At 65.6% G+C, this 16,477-nt stretch carries 19 protein-coding genes; 14 read left to right on the plus strand and 5 right to left on the minus strand.

Annotated features, from left to right (window positions below; genetic code table 11):
• A partial coding sequence (locus OZ10_RS18320) for a DUF72 domain-containing protein (protein WP_039566418.1) occupies nucleotides 1-423 on the plus strand: 423 nt, incomplete at its 5' end.
• A 12-nt stretch (nucleotides 424-435) separates the two neighbouring features.
• On the opposite strand, the gene OZ10_RS18325 is transcribed toward OZ10_RS18320, so the two are convergent.
• From OZ10_RS18325 to OZ10_RS18335, 3 genes are all read right to left on the minus strand, one after another.
• Nucleotides 436-1,110, minus strand: a complete 675-nt coding sequence (locus OZ10_RS18325; protein WP_039566430.1) for a YitT family protein — start codon at nucleotides 1,108-1,110, stop codon at nucleotides 436-438.
• A gap of 307 nt (nucleotides 1,111-1,417) precedes the next feature.
• The gene (locus OZ10_RS18330) at nucleotides 1,418-2,548 is read right to left on the minus strand and encodes a PilT/PilU family type 4a pilus ATPase (protein ID WP_039404792.1); all 1,131 of its coding nucleotides are present in this window, start codon (nucleotides 2,546-2,548) and stop codon (nucleotides 1,418-1,420) included.
• 113 nt (nucleotides 2,549-2,661) lie between these two features.
• A complete protein-coding gene (locus OZ10_RS18335) occupies nucleotides 2,662-3,699 on the minus strand; it encodes a type IV pilus twitching motility protein PilT (protein ID WP_003489919.1) in 1,038 nt (345 codons plus the stop codon).
• A 326-nt stretch (nucleotides 3,700-4,025) separates the two neighbouring features.
• On the opposite strand from OZ10_RS18335, the gene OZ10_RS18340 reads away from it, so the two are divergent.
• The 7 genes from OZ10_RS18340 (at nucleotide 4,026) to OZ10_RS18370 (ending at nucleotide 8,945) form a co-directional block, all read left to right on the plus strand.
• On the plus strand, nucleotides 4,026-4,718 hold the full coding sequence (locus OZ10_RS18340; RefSeq protein ID WP_039566420.1) for a YggS family pyridoxal phosphate-dependent enzyme: 693 nt from the start codon (nucleotides 4,026-4,028) through the stop codon (nucleotides 4,716-4,718).
• Nucleotides 4,719-4,761: 43 nt separating this feature from the next.
• A complete protein-coding gene (gene proC / locus OZ10_RS18345) occupies nucleotides 4,762-5,616 on the plus strand; it encodes a pyrroline-5-carboxylate reductase (protein ID WP_039566433.1) in 855 nt (284 codons plus the stop codon).
• Between the two features lie 529 nt (nucleotides 5,617-6,145).
• Nucleotides 6,146-6,565: an HU family DNA-binding protein gene (locus OZ10_RS18350; RefSeq protein WP_039404742.1), complete on the plus strand. Its 420-nt coding sequence runs from the start codon at nucleotides 6,146-6,148 to the stop codon at nucleotides 6,563-6,565.
• Between the two features lie 149 nt (nucleotides 6,566-6,714).
• The gene (locus OZ10_RS18355; RefSeq protein ID WP_081419656.1) at nucleotides 6,715-7,299 is read left to right on the plus strand and encodes a M23 family metallopeptidase; all 585 of its coding nucleotides are present in this window, start codon (nucleotides 6,715-6,717) and stop codon (nucleotides 7,297-7,299) included.
• A 91-nt stretch (nucleotides 7,300-7,390) separates the two neighbouring features.
• The gene (locus OZ10_RS18360) at nucleotides 7,391-7,693 is read left to right on the plus strand and encodes a DUF3861 family protein (RefSeq protein WP_039404739.1); all 303 of its coding nucleotides are present in this window, start codon (nucleotides 7,391-7,393) and stop codon (nucleotides 7,691-7,693) included.
• 171 nt (nucleotides 7,694-7,864) lie between these two features.
• Entirely contained in the window at nucleotides 7,865-8,293 is a 429-nt protein-coding gene (locus tag OZ10_RS21690) for a hypothetical protein (RefSeq protein ID WP_228888442.1), read from the plus strand.
• Nucleotides 8,294-8,348: 55 nt separating this feature from the next.
• Nucleotides 8,349-8,945: a YceB family lipoprotein gene (locus OZ10_RS18370; RefSeq protein WP_039566421.1), complete on the plus strand. Its 597-nt coding sequence runs from the start codon at nucleotides 8,349-8,351 to the stop codon at nucleotides 8,943-8,945.
• 121 nt (nucleotides 8,946-9,066) lie between these two features.
• Here OZ10_RS18370 and OZ10_RS18375 read toward each other — a convergent pair whose 3' ends face one another.
• Together OZ10_RS18375 and OZ10_RS18380 are read right to left on the minus strand one after the other, a co-directional pair.
• Nucleotides 9,067-9,609, minus strand: a complete 543-nt coding sequence (locus OZ10_RS18375) for a type 1 glutamine amidotransferase domain-containing protein (RefSeq protein ID WP_039566422.1) — start codon at nucleotides 9,607-9,609, stop codon at nucleotides 9,067-9,069.
• 104 nt (nucleotides 9,610-9,713) lie between these two features.
• Complete coding sequence (locus OZ10_RS18380; protein ID WP_039404726.1) at nucleotides 9,714-10,181, minus strand: SET domain-containing protein; 468 nt, start codon at nucleotides 10,179-10,181, stop codon at nucleotides 9,714-9,716.
• 172 nt (nucleotides 10,182-10,353) lie between these two features.
• Between OZ10_RS18380 and OZ10_RS18385 the strand changes: the two genes are divergently transcribed.
• The 6 genes from OZ10_RS18385 to OZ10_RS18410 all read left to right on the plus strand — a co-directional run.
• A complete protein-coding gene (locus tag OZ10_RS18385; protein WP_039404723.1) occupies nucleotides 10,354-10,812 on the plus strand; it encodes an SUF system Fe-S cluster assembly regulator in 459 nt (152 codons plus the stop codon).
• 15 nt (nucleotides 10,813-10,827) lie between these two features.
• A complete protein-coding gene (gene sufB / locus OZ10_RS18390; RefSeq protein ID WP_039404720.1) occupies nucleotides 10,828-12,285 on the plus strand; it encodes a Fe-S cluster assembly protein SufB in 1,458 nt (485 codons plus the stop codon).
• Nucleotides 12,286-12,394: 109 nt separating this feature from the next.
• Nucleotides 12,395-13,159 (plus strand): Fe-S cluster assembly ATPase SufC, encoded by a 765-nt coding sequence (gene sufC / locus OZ10_RS18395; RefSeq protein ID WP_039566424.1) that lies wholly within the window; start codon nucleotides 12,395-12,397, stop codon nucleotides 13,157-13,159.
• Nucleotides 13,159-14,421 (plus strand): Fe-S cluster assembly protein SufD, encoded by a 1,263-nt coding sequence (sufD, locus tag OZ10_RS18400; protein WP_039566427.1) that lies wholly within the window; start codon nucleotides 13,159-13,161, stop codon nucleotides 14,419-14,421. The genes sufC and sufD overlap by 1 nt, the downstream gene beginning before the upstream one ends.
• Nucleotides 14,418-15,662 (plus strand): cysteine desulfurase, encoded by a 1,245-nt coding sequence (locus OZ10_RS18405; RefSeq protein ID WP_039404712.1) that lies wholly within the window; start codon nucleotides 14,418-14,420, stop codon nucleotides 15,660-15,662. Before sufD ends, OZ10_RS18405 begins: the two co-directional genes overlap by 4 nt.
• 362 nt (nucleotides 15,663-16,024) lie before the next feature.
• Nucleotides 16,025-16,477: GNAT family N-acetyltransferase (locus OZ10_RS18410; RefSeq protein WP_039566429.1), on the plus strand; the 453-nt coding region annotated here is incomplete at its 3' end.

Raw genomic sequence — 16,477 nt, forward strand, 5'->3', positions numbered from 1 at the left:
CGGCCGATCCGTCATGCGCTGGAGGTGCGCCACGCCAGTTTCTGCGATCCCGCCTGCATGCGCCTGCTGCGCCGTCACAAGGTGGCGGTGGTGGTGGCCGACACAGCAGGCAAGTTCCCGTATCTGGAGGACGTGAGTGCGGACTTCGTCTACCTGCGCCTGCATGGCGATGCGCAGCTCTATGCCAGCGGCTACAGCGACAGCGCGCTGGACCGCTGGGCCGCGCGCATCGACGCCTGGGCGCATGGCAGCGAGCCGTACGATGCAGTCCGTGCAGGTCCGCGCGCGCGCAAACGCGCCACGCGCGATGTGTATTGCTACTTCGACAACGACATGAAGGTACACGCCCCGTTCGACGCGCGCGGCCTGCTGCAACGCCTGCACCTGCCGACCGATTGCCCGGCGCGCGCGGGCGGCGTCTGACGCGTGTGCCGATCACACGCCCATGTAGCGATGCGGGCGATGGTTGAACATCAGCACCAGACTGAGCATCAAGGCGCCCAGGGCCGAATACAGCACCTTGTCCGGGGTGAGGATGGCAAATGCCACCAGCATCAACATCGCATCGAAGCTCATCTGCACCTTGCCCGCGCTCCAGCCACGCTCGCGCTGCAGGTACACGGCCAGGATGCCGATTCCGCCCAGGCTGCCGCGGTGACGGATGAAGAACAGGATGCCCAGCCCGGACAGCGCGCCGCCAACGATCGCCGAAAACGCGGTACTCATGTGCGCATAGTCGGCCCAGCGTGGCAACAGGTTGGTCAGCGCGCCGCAGGCGCCGACCGCCGCGAAGGTCTTCAAGGTGAATTCCCAGCCCATGCGACGCACGCTCAGCCAGTAGAACGGCAGGTTGACCAGCACGAACACCAGGCCGAAATTCCAGTGCAGGGCGTAGTGCAGCAGGAACGCCACGCCGGCCATGCCGCCGATCATCAGCCCGCCCTTGGCAAAGATCGCCAGGCCCAGCGACGCGACCAGCGTCGCCAGCACCATGCCCTGGGCATCTTCGGCCACCGAGTGGTGATACGCCTGGTCGTCGGCGACGGTCCCGGCTGAATCCGGCGGTGGCGTCAGCGGGCCGGACGTGACCACGGCACCGTCATCGGGCAACGGTTCTTGCTCCGGACGCAGATCGGAATCGGGAAGGCTCACGGGCTTGGGCACTGCAGTGGGGTGCGTTATTAGACACTATCGGCTGGCGCGGTTACATCTGAAACCGCAGTGCCCGACGCGCGCGGCATCCAGCGTCGCCGATCGGCGCGCTTACCGTGGCCGCCGACCACGTTGGCGTGCGCCACATCCCTCAGTCATCACGCGCGGCCGGCGCGGCAGCACCGCACTGGCGGTGCCGGGCGCGCCCAGCGGGCCGCCACTGGCGTTCGACGTGCGTGCGCATCGGCACGCCCTCCGCAGTGCCTCAGCGAACTTCGGCAATCTCCACGCCATCCAGGCCCTGCGACAAGGTCTTGGCATCGCCGCCCTGCGACAGCTTGATGCGCAAACGCACCTCGTTTTGCGAATCAGCGTAGCGCAAGGCGTCTTCGTAGCTGATCTCGCCGGCCTGGTAGAGCTCGAACAGGCTCTGATCGAAGGTGCGCATGCCCAGGTTGGTGGACTCCTTCATGATCTCCTTGAGCTTGTGGATCTCGCCGTCGCGGATGTAGTCCTGCACCAGCGGCGTGCCCAGCATGATCTCCATCGCCACGCGCCGGCCGCGACCATCCGGGGTCGGAATCAGCTGCTGCGCGACCACGCCCTTGAGATTGAGCGACAGATCCATCAACAGCTGGTTGCGCCGGTCTTCCGGGAAGAAGTTGATGATGCGGTCCATCGCCTGGTTGGCGTTGTTGGCGTGCAGCGTGCACAGCACCAGGTGGCCGGTTTCGGCAAAGGCCACGGCGTGATCCATGCCCTCGCGGGTACGCACCTCGCCGATCATGATCACGTCCGGCGCCTGGCGCAGGGTGTTTTTCAGCGCGTTTTCCCAGCTGTCGGTATCAATGCCCACTTCGCGCTGGGTGATGATGCAGCCTTCGTGCTTGTGCACGAATTCGATCGGGTCCTCGATGGTGATGATGTGCCCGGTGGAATTCTGGTTGCGGTAGCCGATCATCGCCGCCAGCGAGGTCGATTTACCGGTACCGGTGGCGCCGACGAAGATGATGATGCCGCGCTTGGTCATCGCCAGCGTCTTGATCACCGGCGGCAGGCTCAGCTCTTCCACGGTGGGAATGCGCGTCTCGATCCGGCGCAGCACCATGCCCACCTGGTTGCGCTGGTAGAAGCAGCTCACACGGAAACGCCCGACCCCGGACACCCCGATGGCGAAGTTGCACTCGTGGGTCTTTTCGAACTCTTCGCGCTGCGACGGCGTCATCACGTTCAACACCAGGTCGCGGCTTTGCTGCGCGGTCAACGGTGTCTGCGTGATCGGGCTGATCTTGCCATGCACCTTGATCGCCGGCGGCATCCCGGAGGTGATGAACAGGTCCGACGCCTTCTGATGCGCCATCAGCTTGAGGAAGGAGGTGAAGTCGATGGTGCTCATGGCGTGCTCCTCGGGAGCGGGGATTCGGGAGTGGAGATTCGGGATTCGCAAGAGCGGGGTCCGGTCAGGGAAATCGCCGTTGCGAATCCCCAATCCCGAATCCCAAATCCCGGCTACTCGAATATCCGCTTGTCCTTCGCGTACTCGCGCGCCTGGTTGCGCGTGATCAGGCTGCGCTTGACCAGGTCCTGCAGATGCTGGTCCAGCGTCTGCATGCCGTATTGCTGGCCGGTCTGGATCGAGGAATACATCTGCGCCACCTTGTCCTCGCGGATCAGGTTACGGATGGCCGGGGTGCCGACCATGATTTCCCAGGCGGCGGTACGGCCGCCGCCCACCTTCTTCAGCAGCGCCTGCGAAATGACAGCCCGCAGCGACTCGGACAGCATCGAGCGCACCATCGGCTTTTCGCCGGCCGGGAACACGTCGATGATGCGGTCGATGGTCTTGGCCGCCGAGCTGGTGTGCAGGGTGCCGAACACCAGGTGGCCGGTTTCCGCGGCGGTGAGCGCCAGGCGGATGGTCTCCAGGTCGCGCAATTCGCCCACCAGGATGATGTCCGGGTCTTCGCGCAACGCCGAGCGCAGCGCCTCGTTGAAGCCGTGCGTGTCGCGGTGCACTTCACGCTGGTTGATCAGGCACTTCTGCGAGGTGTGCACGAATTCGATCGGGTCCTCAACAGTGAGGATGTGGCCGTATTCGTTCTTGTTGATGTAGTCGATCATGCCGGCCAGCGTGGTCGACTTGCCCGACCCGGTCGGGCCGGTGACCAGGATCAGGCCCTGCGGCTGGTCGATCAGCTGGCGGAAGATCGGCGGGCAGCCCAGGTCTTCCAGCGTCAGCACTTCGGAGGGAATGGTACGGAACACCGCACCGGCGCCGCGGTTCTGGTTAAACGCATTGACGCGGAAGCGCGCCAGCGACGGAATCTCGAACGAGAAGTCGACTTCGAGGAATTCTTCGTAATCGCGACGCTGCTTGTCCGACATGATGTCGTAGACCAGCGCATGCACCTGCTTGTGGTCCAGCGCCGGAATATTGATGCGGCGGACATCGCCATCGACACGGATCATCGGCGGCAGCCCTGCAGACAGGTGCAGGTCCGATGCCTTGTTCTTGACGGAAAACGCCAATAGTTCAGCGATATCCATGCGCTGCTTTTCCCCTAGGCTGCGATTGGAAGGTACTCCCCGGCCGGCAGTATAGCGTTCCGGGTGCCAGCGGGAAGCGGCCCGCCACCAGTTCAGGTCGGCACGGCCGCCCAGGGCTGAAGGCGTTGTCTTTCGGGCAAGGGCGGGCCCGGCACCTGCTTGCGAACGGCTTGCCTGGCCTGGCCAACCCCGCTGCCACGCACGTCGCCTCGGCTGCGGGAACACACCTGCGCGCCGGCCTGGGCGCACGTGCCAGGCACGCAACGCCCTGGAAGGAAGCCAGCCGCGCCGGCACACTAGCGCTCCCGTCCTTTCTGGAATGCCACGTGCCGGTTTCGTCGCTGCAGCAGATCCTCGAGGCCATCCACGCGGCGGCGGCGGCGCATGCGCGCTCCGATGTCCGTCTGCTCGCGGTGTCCAAGACCAAACCCGCCGAAGCGGTGGCCGCACTGGCTGCCCAGGGGCAGCGCGCCTTCGGCGAAAACTACGTGCAGGAAGCGCAGGCCAAGATTGCTGCCCTGCGCGAGCTGGGCCTGGAATGGCATCTCATCGGCCACCTGCAATCCAACAAGGCCGATGTCGCCAGCCAGTGTTTCGACTGGGTGCAGACGGTGGATCGCCCCAAGCTGATTCCGCTGCTGGCGCGCCACCGGCCGGACGACCGCGCGCCGTTGAAGGTGCTGATCCAGGTCAATATCGACGATGAGGACAGCAAGCATGGATGCGCACCCGAAGCGATCGACAGCCTGGCCGAAGCGATCGCCCTGCAACCGCGTCTGCAGCTACGCGGGCTGATGGCAATCCCGGCGCCGTTCCCGGAGCAGGCGCGGCGCGCCGAGGCGTTTGCGCGCATGCAGTCCCTGTTCGCCCAGCTGCGGCAGGCGCACCGGCAAGTGGACACCTTGTCGATGGGCATGAGCGCCGACTTCGCCGAAGCGATCGCGGCCGGTGCCACCATGGTGCGCGTCGGCACGGCGCTGTTCGGTACGCGAGCGCCGCTGACCGACACCGCCGCCTGATCTGCGCAACGCCACACCTATTCTTATGACCGGAGTGACCACGATGCCCCTGCCCGTTTCGCCTGCGCCATCGTCCGCCCACGCCGCGCCCATCGCGTTCATCGGCGGCGGCAACATGGCACGCAGCCTGATCGCCGGACTGATCCGGCAAGGCACACCGGCAGCCGACATCCGCGTCGCCGAGCCGGTCGCCGACCTGCGTGCCGCGCTGTCGCGCGATTTCGGCGTGGCGGTGGTCGCCGACGCAGAGGCGGCGGCCGACGGCGCAGCCACCTGGGTGCTCGCGGTCAAGCCACAGGTCATGCCGGCCGTGTGTGCGCAACTGGCCGACCTCGCGCAGGCACAGCAGCCGCTGCTGCTGTCGATCGCCGCCGGCATCACCGCCACGCAGCTGCAGCGCTGGTCCGGTGGCGATGTGGCAGTGGTGCGCGCAATGCCCAACACGCCCGCACTGCTTGGCGCCGGCGTGGCCGGTCTGTACGCCACCGCGCGCGTGTCCGATGCGCAGCGTGCGCACGCGACCGGCCTGCTGGAGAGCGCCGGCGTCACCGTGTGGATCGAAGACGAAGCACAGATGGATGCAGTGACGGCGGTTTCCGGCAGCGGGCCGGCGTACGTGTTTCTGCTGGCCGAAGCCATGGAAGCCGCAGCGCAGGCGCAGGGCCTGCCGGCCGACACCGCACGCACGCTGGTGCTGCAAACCCTGCTCGGCGCATCGCGCATGCTCACCGAATCAGGCGAAGCACCGGAGCTGCTCCGCCGCCGCGTGACCTCGCCCAACGGCACCACGCAAGCGGCCATCGAGACCTTCCAGGCGGGCGGTTTCGAAGCGTTGACTGCCAAAGCCATCGCGGCGGCGACCGAGCGCGGCCGCAGCTTGTCGGCTGCCGACGACTAACCTCACAACAGGTCCGCGGCGGCATCGACCGCGGCGATGCCGCCGCGCGATCCGCCGGTAACGCCAACGGCAGCGACTCGCCGGCCGCATCCAGCATCGCCACGGCATCGGTGCCGGTTGCGGGCCTTCAACGCACATCCCGTTCACCGTCCCTGCAATCGATGCCAATGGACGCTGCGAGCACGCACGCAAGGCCGCTTCGCCATCGCTCGTTGCAGCGCATGCCACCCAATGCCGACCGAAGCGCAATCGATGCGTGCTCCCCATGCGCGCAAACACGCACACCTGCCTGCGCAAACCACCTGCTGCCCTGCATCAGATGCCGCACCAACACGTGCGCCGTGTGCGTCGAGCACTGCGTTTCTGTCGGCGTTTTGCGCCGCCGGTGAACGAATCCCCGTCGAAAGACGCTTTTTTCGTGTTGTTTCATGGTTTGCCTATTGGCGGCGCGCAGCAGTTGCCCTACATTTCGCGTTGCCGACTGGGTCGGCAGACCCAACACCACCAACGAATACGGAACGTATACCTCATGGCAAAAACCGCCGCTAAGAAGGCTGCCCCCAAGAAGGCAGTGAAAAAGGTCGCCGCCACCAAGACTGCGAAGCCGGCCAAGGCCGCTACGTCGGCCGCGCCGAAGCCGATCAAGGAAGCCCTGAGCAAGACCGGCCTGGTCGCCCACATCGCCGAATCCACCCAGCTGGCTCCGAAGGACGTGCGCGCCGTGCTGGCGTCGCTGGAAGCCGCTGCGCATTCCTCGTTGAACAAGAAGGGCGTCGGCAGCTTCACCCTGCCGGGCATGCTCAAGATCACCTCGGTCAACGTGCCGGCCAAGCCGAAGCGCAAGGGCATCAACCCCTTCACCAAGGAAGAGCAGATCTTTGCTGCCAAGGCCGCAACCCGTAAGGTCAAGGTTCGCCCACTGAAGAAGCTGAAAGACGCCGCGCTCTGATCCAGCGCGCATCCGGTGTCATCGGGACGGCCTTCGGGCCGTCTTTTTTTTGCGCACATCATGACGTCAATGCAGTGCCGCACCCACCACACACCTCGCTCATCGCCGCTCCCCTACCCTGGCCGGCGTCCCTGCAAGCAGCATCTTTCGTGACCTCAGCCACTCCAAGCTCCAGCCCCGCACGCCGGCTTCGCCGCTTCTTGCTGTGGATCGCCGCGCTGTGTGTCCTGGCAGTCGCCGCACGTTGGGCGTGGCAATTGCCGATCGCAACACAACTGCGCACTACCTGGGAGTTGTCGCGGATGCCACCGCCGGAGCGCCTGGCCATCCCGGTCAAGGACGTGCGTGCGCGACACATCGCCGATACGTTTGGCGCACCGCGCGGCCGCGATCGCACCCATGCAGGCGTGGACATCTTTGCGCCACGTGGCACGCCGGTACTGGCAGCCACGCGCGGCGTGGTCAGCGCCATCCGCGACCAGGGCCTGGGCGGCAAGCAGGTCTGGCTACTCGGCCCGGCGATGGAGCGGCACTATTACGCGCATCTGGACGATTGGGCGGCAGGCCTGGCGGTGGGCGATGTGGTCGAGCCTGGCACGCAGCTGGGCATGGTCGGCACCACCGGCAATGCGCGCGGCACGCCGCCGCATCTGCACTTTGGTGTCTATGGACGCAACGGTGCGTACGATCCACTGCCGCTGCTGCGTCAAACCCCACCGCCGCCTGCCGACTGAGCGCGCTGGAACACTGCGTCATGGCCCGCGCTCTCGAGCGCGCGGCGGGCTGCCCCTATGGTGGCGTCAGTCCAGGAGTGACGCGACCACCATGTCCCGAAAACGCTACCGCATTACGGTCACGCCCATCGAAAACGACGGACGCCCGTGCGATGACCGCTGCACCATCGAGTTCGAACAGCGCTCGCGGGCGGACTGGATGCGCCTGCTCGAAGAACTGCACCTGCGCCGCGACCTGAGCAGCGACGAATGCGCCGCGTTGACGGTGGGCTCGCAGCTGCTGGAGGATCTGGCCGCTCGCCCGCGTGCCCAACCCAGCGACGCGCTCGACGCGTTGCGACCAAAACTGCAGCTCCTGCTCGAGCGCCTGCAACGCGTACAGCCAGGCGCCTGAGCACCTGCGCGGTGCACTGCGCCGCTACACTGCGCGCATCGGGGATGGGGACGCGCCATGCGCTGGATTGCAATCGTCATGTCAGTGGCCGCACTTGCCGGCTGCAGTTGTCAGCGCACCGCAGAGCAGGAAACCGCGGCCCCTCCACCATCCTCGCACCAGGCTGATGCCATGGAGCAGGCGGCCATCCACGCCGCTCCGGGTACTCCAGCGCCCGCGCCTACCGAGGATCCCGACGATGCACAGGCACGCGCCGCGTTTGCAGAAGCAAGCGCCACCGTGCAGCGTTACCTGGGCGCGCTGCCCGGTGCGGCACGCGCCGATGCCGATGCGCTGTGGACGGGCGGGCGCCCGGCGCCGGTGCCCGACGATGCGGTCCTGCGCGGCATGAGCGACATCCAGTCGATGCGGATCATGAACGACCCGCCGCTGCCGCTGGATCAGCAGCATCCGCCACGACAGATCGAGGTGCCCGTGCGCATCACCGTCCGCACCCGGTCCGGCACGCAACAGTTGGTGGGCGCGTTCCGCTTGCAACCACGTGCCGGCAGCGACCGCTGGGAAATCTACTCGGCCACGCTGCAGCCGGTGCTGCGCTAACCCGTGGTTCACCGGCGCTGACTAAGGTTGTGTCACCTGTTGCCGGAGTCACTCGATGAAACTGCGTTCGCTTACCGGATCCGTGCTCGCCCTTGCCTTGGCACTTCCCGCCACCGGTGCCTGGGCAGCGCCGCAGATCCAGGGCCGTCAGATCAGCGTGCAGGCCAGCGACTTGCAGCAGTATCTCGGCGGCCGCTTTCCGCAGACGCACGACACGCTCGGCGGCCTGGTCGAAATGACGGTCAGCAATCCCGCGCTGTCACTGCCGCCGGGCGACCGGCTCAAGATGGCGTTCGATCTGGCGGTGGCCACTGCCGGCGGGGCGCCATCGCCGGTGGGCAACGTGACCCTGACCAGCGCGCTGCGCTACGACGTCGCCAAGCAAGGCTTCTATCTCGACCAGCCCAGCATCGACGATTTCCGTCCGGCCCATGCCGGCGCAAAACTCGACCACAGCACCCGCCAGCTGCTCAACACCTGGCTGGGGGACTATGCGCGCAAGGAGCCGATTTACCGCATCGACCCGTCGATCGCGGCGGTGATGGGCGCCGTCCAGGTGGAATCGGTCGGCATCCAGAATGGGCGGGTCGCCGTCAACTTCAACCAGAACATCGAACAGCTGGTGCCGGCGGCGGCACTCTCGGGCAAATAAGCCACACGCTTCTCCGTGCAGTGCCGATCAACCTGCCCTGCGCAACGCAGGCGTCCACACAAAGGCCCGACGCACCAGCGCCGGGCCTTTGCATGCGTGCTGCCACCGGCAACGCGCACCCTTATGCGGATAGCGCCGTGGCCACGGCGGCGCTGAATGCCGGAATGTCGTCCGGCTTGCGGCTGGTGATCAGCTGCCCGTCCACCACCACTTCGGCATCCTGCCAGCGCGCGCCGGCATTGGTCAGATCGGTCTTGACCGATGGCCAGGAGGTGACATTGCGGTCGCGTACCAGGTCGCTCTCCAGCAACAGCCATGGACCATGGCAGATCGCGGCCACTGGCTTGTGCGCCGTGGCGAAGGCGCGAATGAAGGCAATCGCCTGCGCATCGGTGCGCAGCGTATCGGGATTGAGCACGCCGCCGGGCAGGACCAGGGCGTCATAGCTGTTCGGCGTTGCCTGTGCGAGCGACCGGTCGACGGCGACCGAATCGCCCCAATCGGTATGGTTCCAGGCACGGATCGTGGCGCTGTCGCCTGGCGCGATCACATCGACCTTGGCGCCCCAGGATTCCAGCAGGCGCTTGGGCTCCGTCAGCTCGGATTGTTCGAAACCATCGGTCGCCAGCACGGCGACGTTTTTGCCAGAGAGCGAATACGACATGTGTGGGCTCCTCTTCAAAGAAGCCCGCACCCTAGGCAGCGTGCCGTTGCGCACCTGTGAACCGATGTATGCGGCGCGTCAGCGCGCGGTGTCCGCCTGTGCGGTCAGCGCTTGGGCTGCAGCATCGTGCCGGTGCAGTTCTTGGAGCCGCAGCGGCATTCCCAGATCTTCTTCAGACGCGGGGTGTGGCGCTCGCTCAAGGTGATGCCGTAGTTGTAGGTGAGCTCCTCGCCGGCCTTGATGGCACGCTTGGCCTCGATGAAGATCTTGTCCTTGCGACGGTCGTCGCCTTCGGCTTCCTCGATCACCGCTTCGCAATTGGGATTGCAGCTGTGGTTGATCCAGCGTGCGACGTTGCCTTCGTAGTTGGCGTCCAGCACGTAATCGTCGCTGAGCGTGAACAGGAAGGTGTGGCCGCTTTCCACATCGCCGGTATCGTCTGCATCCACTTCGGCATGCGTGCGCAGGCGTCCCTTGTATTGAATGATGCGCTCGCCCTTGCGGAGCGGGGCGAGGGCGAACATGCCATTGCCGTGGATACGTGACTTGCGGGCGGCAACTTTGCGCGACATGTAAGGGTCCGGAGAGGGGGTCGCTCATTGTGACCGCAGCGCGCTCATGCGCCAAGCACAAGCGCACCCGCTGCCGCAACGCCGGGTGCTTGCCGGGGGCTGAACCGGGCAGTTGGCCCTGCCCGCGCCAAAAGAGTACAATTTCGGTCCGCTTTAAGGTGTTCCGTCCTTCATGTTGCGCGTCACCAAACTCACCGATTACGCCACTGTCGTGCTGACCGTGCTTGCCGCCCGGTGTGGCGAGGTCCTCAGCGCCAGCGAGCTGGCCGAACAGGCAGGCCTGGAAGCGCCGACCGTGAGCAAGATCCTCAAGCCGTTGTCGCAGGCCGGTCTGGTCGAAGGCCTGCGAGGCGTGCATGGCGGCTACCGACTGGCGCGCGCGGCCAGCCAGATCACCCTGGTGGAAATCGTCGAGGCCATGGAAGGCCCGTTGGCGATTACCGAATGCAGCCAGGACCATAGCCAGTGCGGCATCGCGCAGACCTGCGGGGTGCGCTCCAACTGGCGCCTGATCAACGACGTGGTCGGCGACGCCTTGCGTCGGGTCACGCTCGCGCAGATGTTGCAGCCCCTCTCTCTCCCTGGCGACAGCCGTCGGCGTTCCATCGCCGCACGCGTCGCGACCACCTGACCTGTAGGCAGCCCGATGGCCACCGAACTAGCTCCCCCGCAGAACGCACAGATCCTCGAACGGCTGGGCCGACGTTACGACGCCGGCTTCATCACCGCGATCGAGTCCGATTCGCTCCCGCCCGGCCTGGACGAAGACACCATCATTGCGCTGTCGGCCAAAAAGGACGAGCCGCAATGGATGACCGACTGGCGGCTGGAGGCGTATCGCCACTGGCTGAAGATGCCGATGCCGGAGTGGGCGAAGTTGAACATCGCGCCGATCGATTTCCAGGCATTGAGCTATTACTCCGCGCCCAAGGGCCCGAAGTACGCGTCGCTGGACGAGGTGCCCAAGGAACTGCTCGACACCTACGACAAGCTCGGGGTACCGCTGCACGAGCGTGCCAAGCTGGCCGGTGTTGCAGTGGACGCAGTGTTCGATTCGGTCTCGGTCGGCACCACGTTCCGCAAGGAGCTGGCCGAAAAGGGCGTGATCTTCTGCTCGATGTCCGAGGCCATCAAGGAACATCCTGAGATCGTCCGGCAGTATCTGGGCAGCGTGGTGCCGGTGGGCGATAACTACTTCGCCGCGCTGAACTCGGCCGTGTTTTCCGATGGCAGCTTCGTGTTCATTCCCAAGGGTGTGCGTTGCCCGATGGAGCTGAGCACCTATTTCCGTATCAATGCCGGCCACACCGGCCAGTTCGAGCGCACCTTGATCGTGTGCGAGGACAAGGCCTACGTGTCGTACCTGGAAGGCTGCACTGCGCCGATGCGCGATGAAAACCAGCTGCATGCGGCCGTGGTGGAGCTGGTGACGCTGGAAGATGCCGAGATCAAGTATTCGACGGTGCAGAACTGGTACCCGGGCGACGAGAATGGTGTTGGCGGCATCTACAACTTCGTCACCAAGCGTGCCGAATGCCGTGGCGCGCGCAGCAAGGTGACCTGGACCCAGGTCGAAACCGGCTCGGCGATTACCTGGAAGTACCCGTCGTGCGTGCTGCTTGGCGACGATTCGGTGGGCGAGTTCCATTCGGTCGCGCTGACGCACCACCGTCAGCAGGCCGATACCGGCACCAAGATGATCCACGTCGGCAAGCGCACCAAGAGCAAGATCGTCAGCAAGGGCATCAGCGCCGGGCGTGGGCAAAACACCTATCGCGGCCTGGTCAAGGTGGACCGCAACGCCGATGGTGCACGCAACTACACCCAGTGCGATTCGCTGTTGATCGGCAAGCAGTGCGGCGCGCACACCTTCCCCTATATCGAGGTGAAGAACCCGGGCGCCACGGTCGAGCACGAGGCCACCACGTCCAAGATCAGCGACGACCAGCTGTTCTATTGCCGCGCGCGCGGCATCAGCCAGGAAGACGCGGTGTCGCTGATCGTCGACGGCTTCTGCAAGCAGGTGTTCCGCGAGCTGCCGATGGAGTTCGCGGTGGAAGCCAAGAAGCTGCTGGAAGTCTCCCTGGAAGGCAGCGTCGGCTGACGCTGCCTGCAGGGATTCGGCATTGGAGATTGGAGATTCGCAAAGTCTCGCTCCCTGCCATCCTGGCTCTTCTGCTGTTACCAATCCCAAATTTCGAATAACCAATCCCATGCTTACGATCAACAACCTCCACGCCAGCATCGCCGGCAAAGACATCCTCAAGGGCCTATCGCTGGACATCCAGCCGGGCCAGGTGCACGCCATCATGGGACCCAACGGCGCGGGTAAATCCACGCTGGGTAATGTGCTGGCCGGGCGCGACGGCTATGAGGTCAGCGCCGGCAGCGTGCAGTTCGAAGGCAAAGACCTGCTCGACCTGCCGCCGGAAGAACGCGCCGCCGCCGGCCTGTTTCTGGCCTTCCAGTACCCGGTGGAGATCCCCGGCGTCAACAACACCTACTTCCTGCGTGCCGCACTCAATGCGCAGCGCAAGGCACGTGGCGAGGACGAGCTGGACTCGATGCAGTTCCTCAAGCTGGTGCGCCACAAGCTCGCCGTACTGCATCTGAAGGACGAGCTGCTGCATCGCGGCGTCAACGAAGGGTTCTCCGGCGGCGAAAAGAAGCGCAACGAGATCTTCCAGCTGGCGGTGCTCGAACCCAAGCTCGCCATCCTGGACGAGACCGACTCCGGCCTGGACATCGATGCGCTTAAGAGCGTGGCCGACGGCGTCAACGCATTGCGCTCGCCGGAGCGCTCGTTCCTGGTGATCACCCACTACCAGCGCCTGCTCGACTACATCAAGCCGGACGTGGTGCATGTGCTGGCCGAAGGCCGCATCGTGCAGAGCGGCGGCCCGGAGCTGGCGCTGGAGCTGGAAAAACACGGCTATCACTTCCTCAAGGACCGTGTCGTGCCCGAGGTTGCCGCCTGATGAGCGCCCTGCTCGACTCCCTGGCACGCGGCTTCTGCGGTGACGATGCGCGCCGCGCCGAGCTGGATGCCGCGCTGCAGTCCGGTCTGCCCGGCCCGCGCGCCGAAGCATGGAAGTACACCTCGCTGCGGCAGCTGGAACGGCGCAGTTTCCACCCGGCGCCACTGGTACCGACCTTGGTCGATGCCGCCGTGCTGGACGACATTCCGACGCCGCGGCTGGTATTTGTCAATGGACGGCCGTCGGCGGCGCTCAGTGAGGTGGCGAGCCTGCCGGACGGTGTACAGCTGGACACCTTGTCCGCCTCGATCGCCGCAGGCGATGACGCGCAGCATCTGCTCGGCCGTCGTTTCGAGGGCAGCGACGAGATCTTCGCCCGCCTCAATGCCGCGCTTGCCGACGAAGGCGTGCTGGTGCGTGTGCGCGACGGCGCGCAGATCGCGCTGCCACTGCACCTCGTCTTTGTCAGCGTGGCCGGCGAGCTCGATCTGTCCTGGCATCACCGCCATCTGATCGAACTGCGGGCCGGCGCAGCACTGAGCGTGGTCGAACACCATCTGCACGTCGGCGACGCGGCGCACCTGGACAACAGCGTGATGCATGTGCACCTGGGTCAGGACGCGGCGCTGTCGCATGCCCGCGTGCAAGCCGACAGTGCGCAAGCGACCTCGCTGCTGCGCACCGATGCCGTGCTCGCACGCGATGCACGCTACCAGCGCGTGGATCTGGAACTGGGCGCCGGCCTGTCGCGGCACGAGCTCAACGTGCGCCTGGAAGGCAACAATGCACGGCTCACCGCCAACGGCGTGTTGCTGGGCAACGGCCGCCGCCATGTCGATACGCGCCTGGGCATCGACCATGTCGCCCGCGATACCGCCTGCGAGCTGGTGTGGCGGGGTGTCGGCGCCGACCGCAGCCGCCTGGTGTTTCATGGCGGCATCCATATCCGGCCCGGCGCCGACGGCACCGACGCGCGGCTGTCCAACAAGAACCTGTTGCTGTCTGCCAACGCCGAGATCGACACCCAGCCGGTGCTGGTGATCGATGCCGATGAAGTGCAGGCTGCGCATGGCGCCACGGTCGGCCAGCTCGACGAAAACGCCTTGTTCTATTTGCGCTCCCGCGGCCTGCCGCAGGTCGAGGCACAGCGCCTGCTCAGCGCCGCGTTTTGCCACGAGCCGCTACGGGTGCTGCCCACGGCGTTGAGCGCCGTGCTGGCCTTGCAGCTGGACCGCGCCCTGAATTCGGCGGGTGTGGCATGAACGCGCCTGCCGGCGCTGCGGGTAGCGCCCCGGAGTGGGAGCGCGTCCGTTCTGACTTCCCGCTGCTGATGCGGCAGGTGCACGGCAAGCCGCTGATCTACTTCGACAACGCCAACACCGGGCAGAAGCCGCTGCAGGTCATCGCGGCCACCGATGAGTTCTATCGCCGTCAGAACGCCAACGTCAGCCGCGCCGTGCATGCGCTGGGCAGCGAAGCCACTGACGCGTTCGAGGGCGCCCGCAGCAAGCTGGCGCGCTTTCTCAACGTGCGCGCCGACGAATTGGTGCTGTGCAGCGGCACGACCTTCGCAATCAATCTGGTCGCTTATTCCTGGGCCTTGCCGCGCCTGGGCGCCGGCGATGTGATCCTGATCTCGCGCATGGAACACCATGCCAACATCGTGCCGTGGCAGCTGGTGGCCCAGCGCACCGGCGCTACCATCCGTGTGGCCGAAATCACCCCCGATGGCGCGCTGGATCTGGACGCCTTGCGCAAGGCGATGACGCCCGAGGTCAAGCTGCTGGCGATCACGCATGTGTCCAATGTGCTGGGCACGGTCAATCCGGTGCGCGAGATCTGCCGCGAGGCGCGCAAGCGCGGCATCGTCAGCGTGGTGGACGGCTCGCAGGCGGCGCCGCATCGACGTATCGATGTGGCCGGCATCGGCTGCGATTTCTATGCCATCACCGGCCACAAGATGTGCGGCCCCACCGGTACCGGCGCGTTGTGGGCACGCCGCGAACATCTGCAGGCCATGCCGCCATTTCTGGGCGGCGGCGAGATGATCAAGGAAGTGAGCTTCGAGAACACCGTTTTCAATGATGCCCCGCACAAGTTCGAAGCCGGCACGCCCAACATCGCCGGTTTCATCGGCCTGGGCGCGGCCGTGGAGTATCTGGAGTCGATCGGTCTGGACCACGTGGAAGCGCGCGAAGCCGAACTGCTGGCGCACTTCACCGAAGAGCTGCAGCGGATCGACGGCCTGCGTATCTTCGGCACCACGCCGGACAAGGCGGCCGTGGTGTCGTTCCTGATCGACGGCGCACATTCGCACGACCTGGCCACCCTGCTCGACCTGGAGGGCGTCGCGGTCCGCTCCGGCCAGCACTGCGCACATCCGCTGCTGCAGTACTACGGTGTTGCGGCCACCTGCCGCGCCTCGCTGGCGTTCTACAACACGCACGACGAGATCGAGCGCTTTGTTGCGGCATTGAAGAAGGTACGGACGTTGCTTGGGTGAGTTGATTGTCGGGATTGGGGTTGGGATTCGTGGGAACCGTGTTCCCTGAGATCCGCATTGCAGTTCCTTCTCCCGGCGGGAGAAGGTACCCCGAAGGGGCGGATGAGGGTACGTGCAAAGCCTGGCGTTGTTCGACTGCACGAGCGCTTCGCTCCGTACCCTCACCCCAACCCCTCTCCCGGGGGGAGAGGGGCTCGCTTCTGCTTCCTCCGGCTTTGCCTGCACTGGTTGCGGATGGCCCAGCAGGTCCTGCGTGCATTGCGGGGCTGCCATACATGTCTACATGCAACCGACCAAGCACCAGCAAACCCCGAATCCCGAATCCCGAATCACCCATTCCCGATTCCCGCTAAACTGCCCCCATGCAGACCACCACTTTCCGCACCGCCACCGTTGATGACATCGACGCCCTTGTCCAGTTGGTGACCTCGGCCTATCGCGGCGACAGCAGCCGCGTGGGCTGGACCACAGAGGCCGACATTCTCGATGGCGCACGTATCGATCCGGCGGTGCTGCGGCAGGACATCCTGCGTGAACGCAGCCTGGTGTTGCTGGTCGAGCAGGATGGCCGGCTGATGGCGTGTGCCCACATCGCCGACGATGCGGGCGCCGGGTATTTCGGCATGTTCGCGGTCGACCCGACACTGCAGGGCAGCGGTCTCGGCAAGACATTGCTGGCCGAGGGCGAGCGCATCGCCGCCACCGAGTGGCAGCTGCCGGTCATGCGCATGACCGTGATCGATGTGCGCAACGAACTCATTGCCTTTTATGAGCGCCGCGGCTATCGGCGCACCGGCATCCTCAAGCCATTTCCG

It is taken from the genome of Xanthomonas cannabis pv. cannabis (assembly GCF_000802365.1).
In the GTDB taxonomy this organism is placed as follows: Bacteria; Pseudomonadota; Gammaproteobacteria; order Xanthomonadales; family Xanthomonadaceae; genus Xanthomonas; species Xanthomonas cannabis.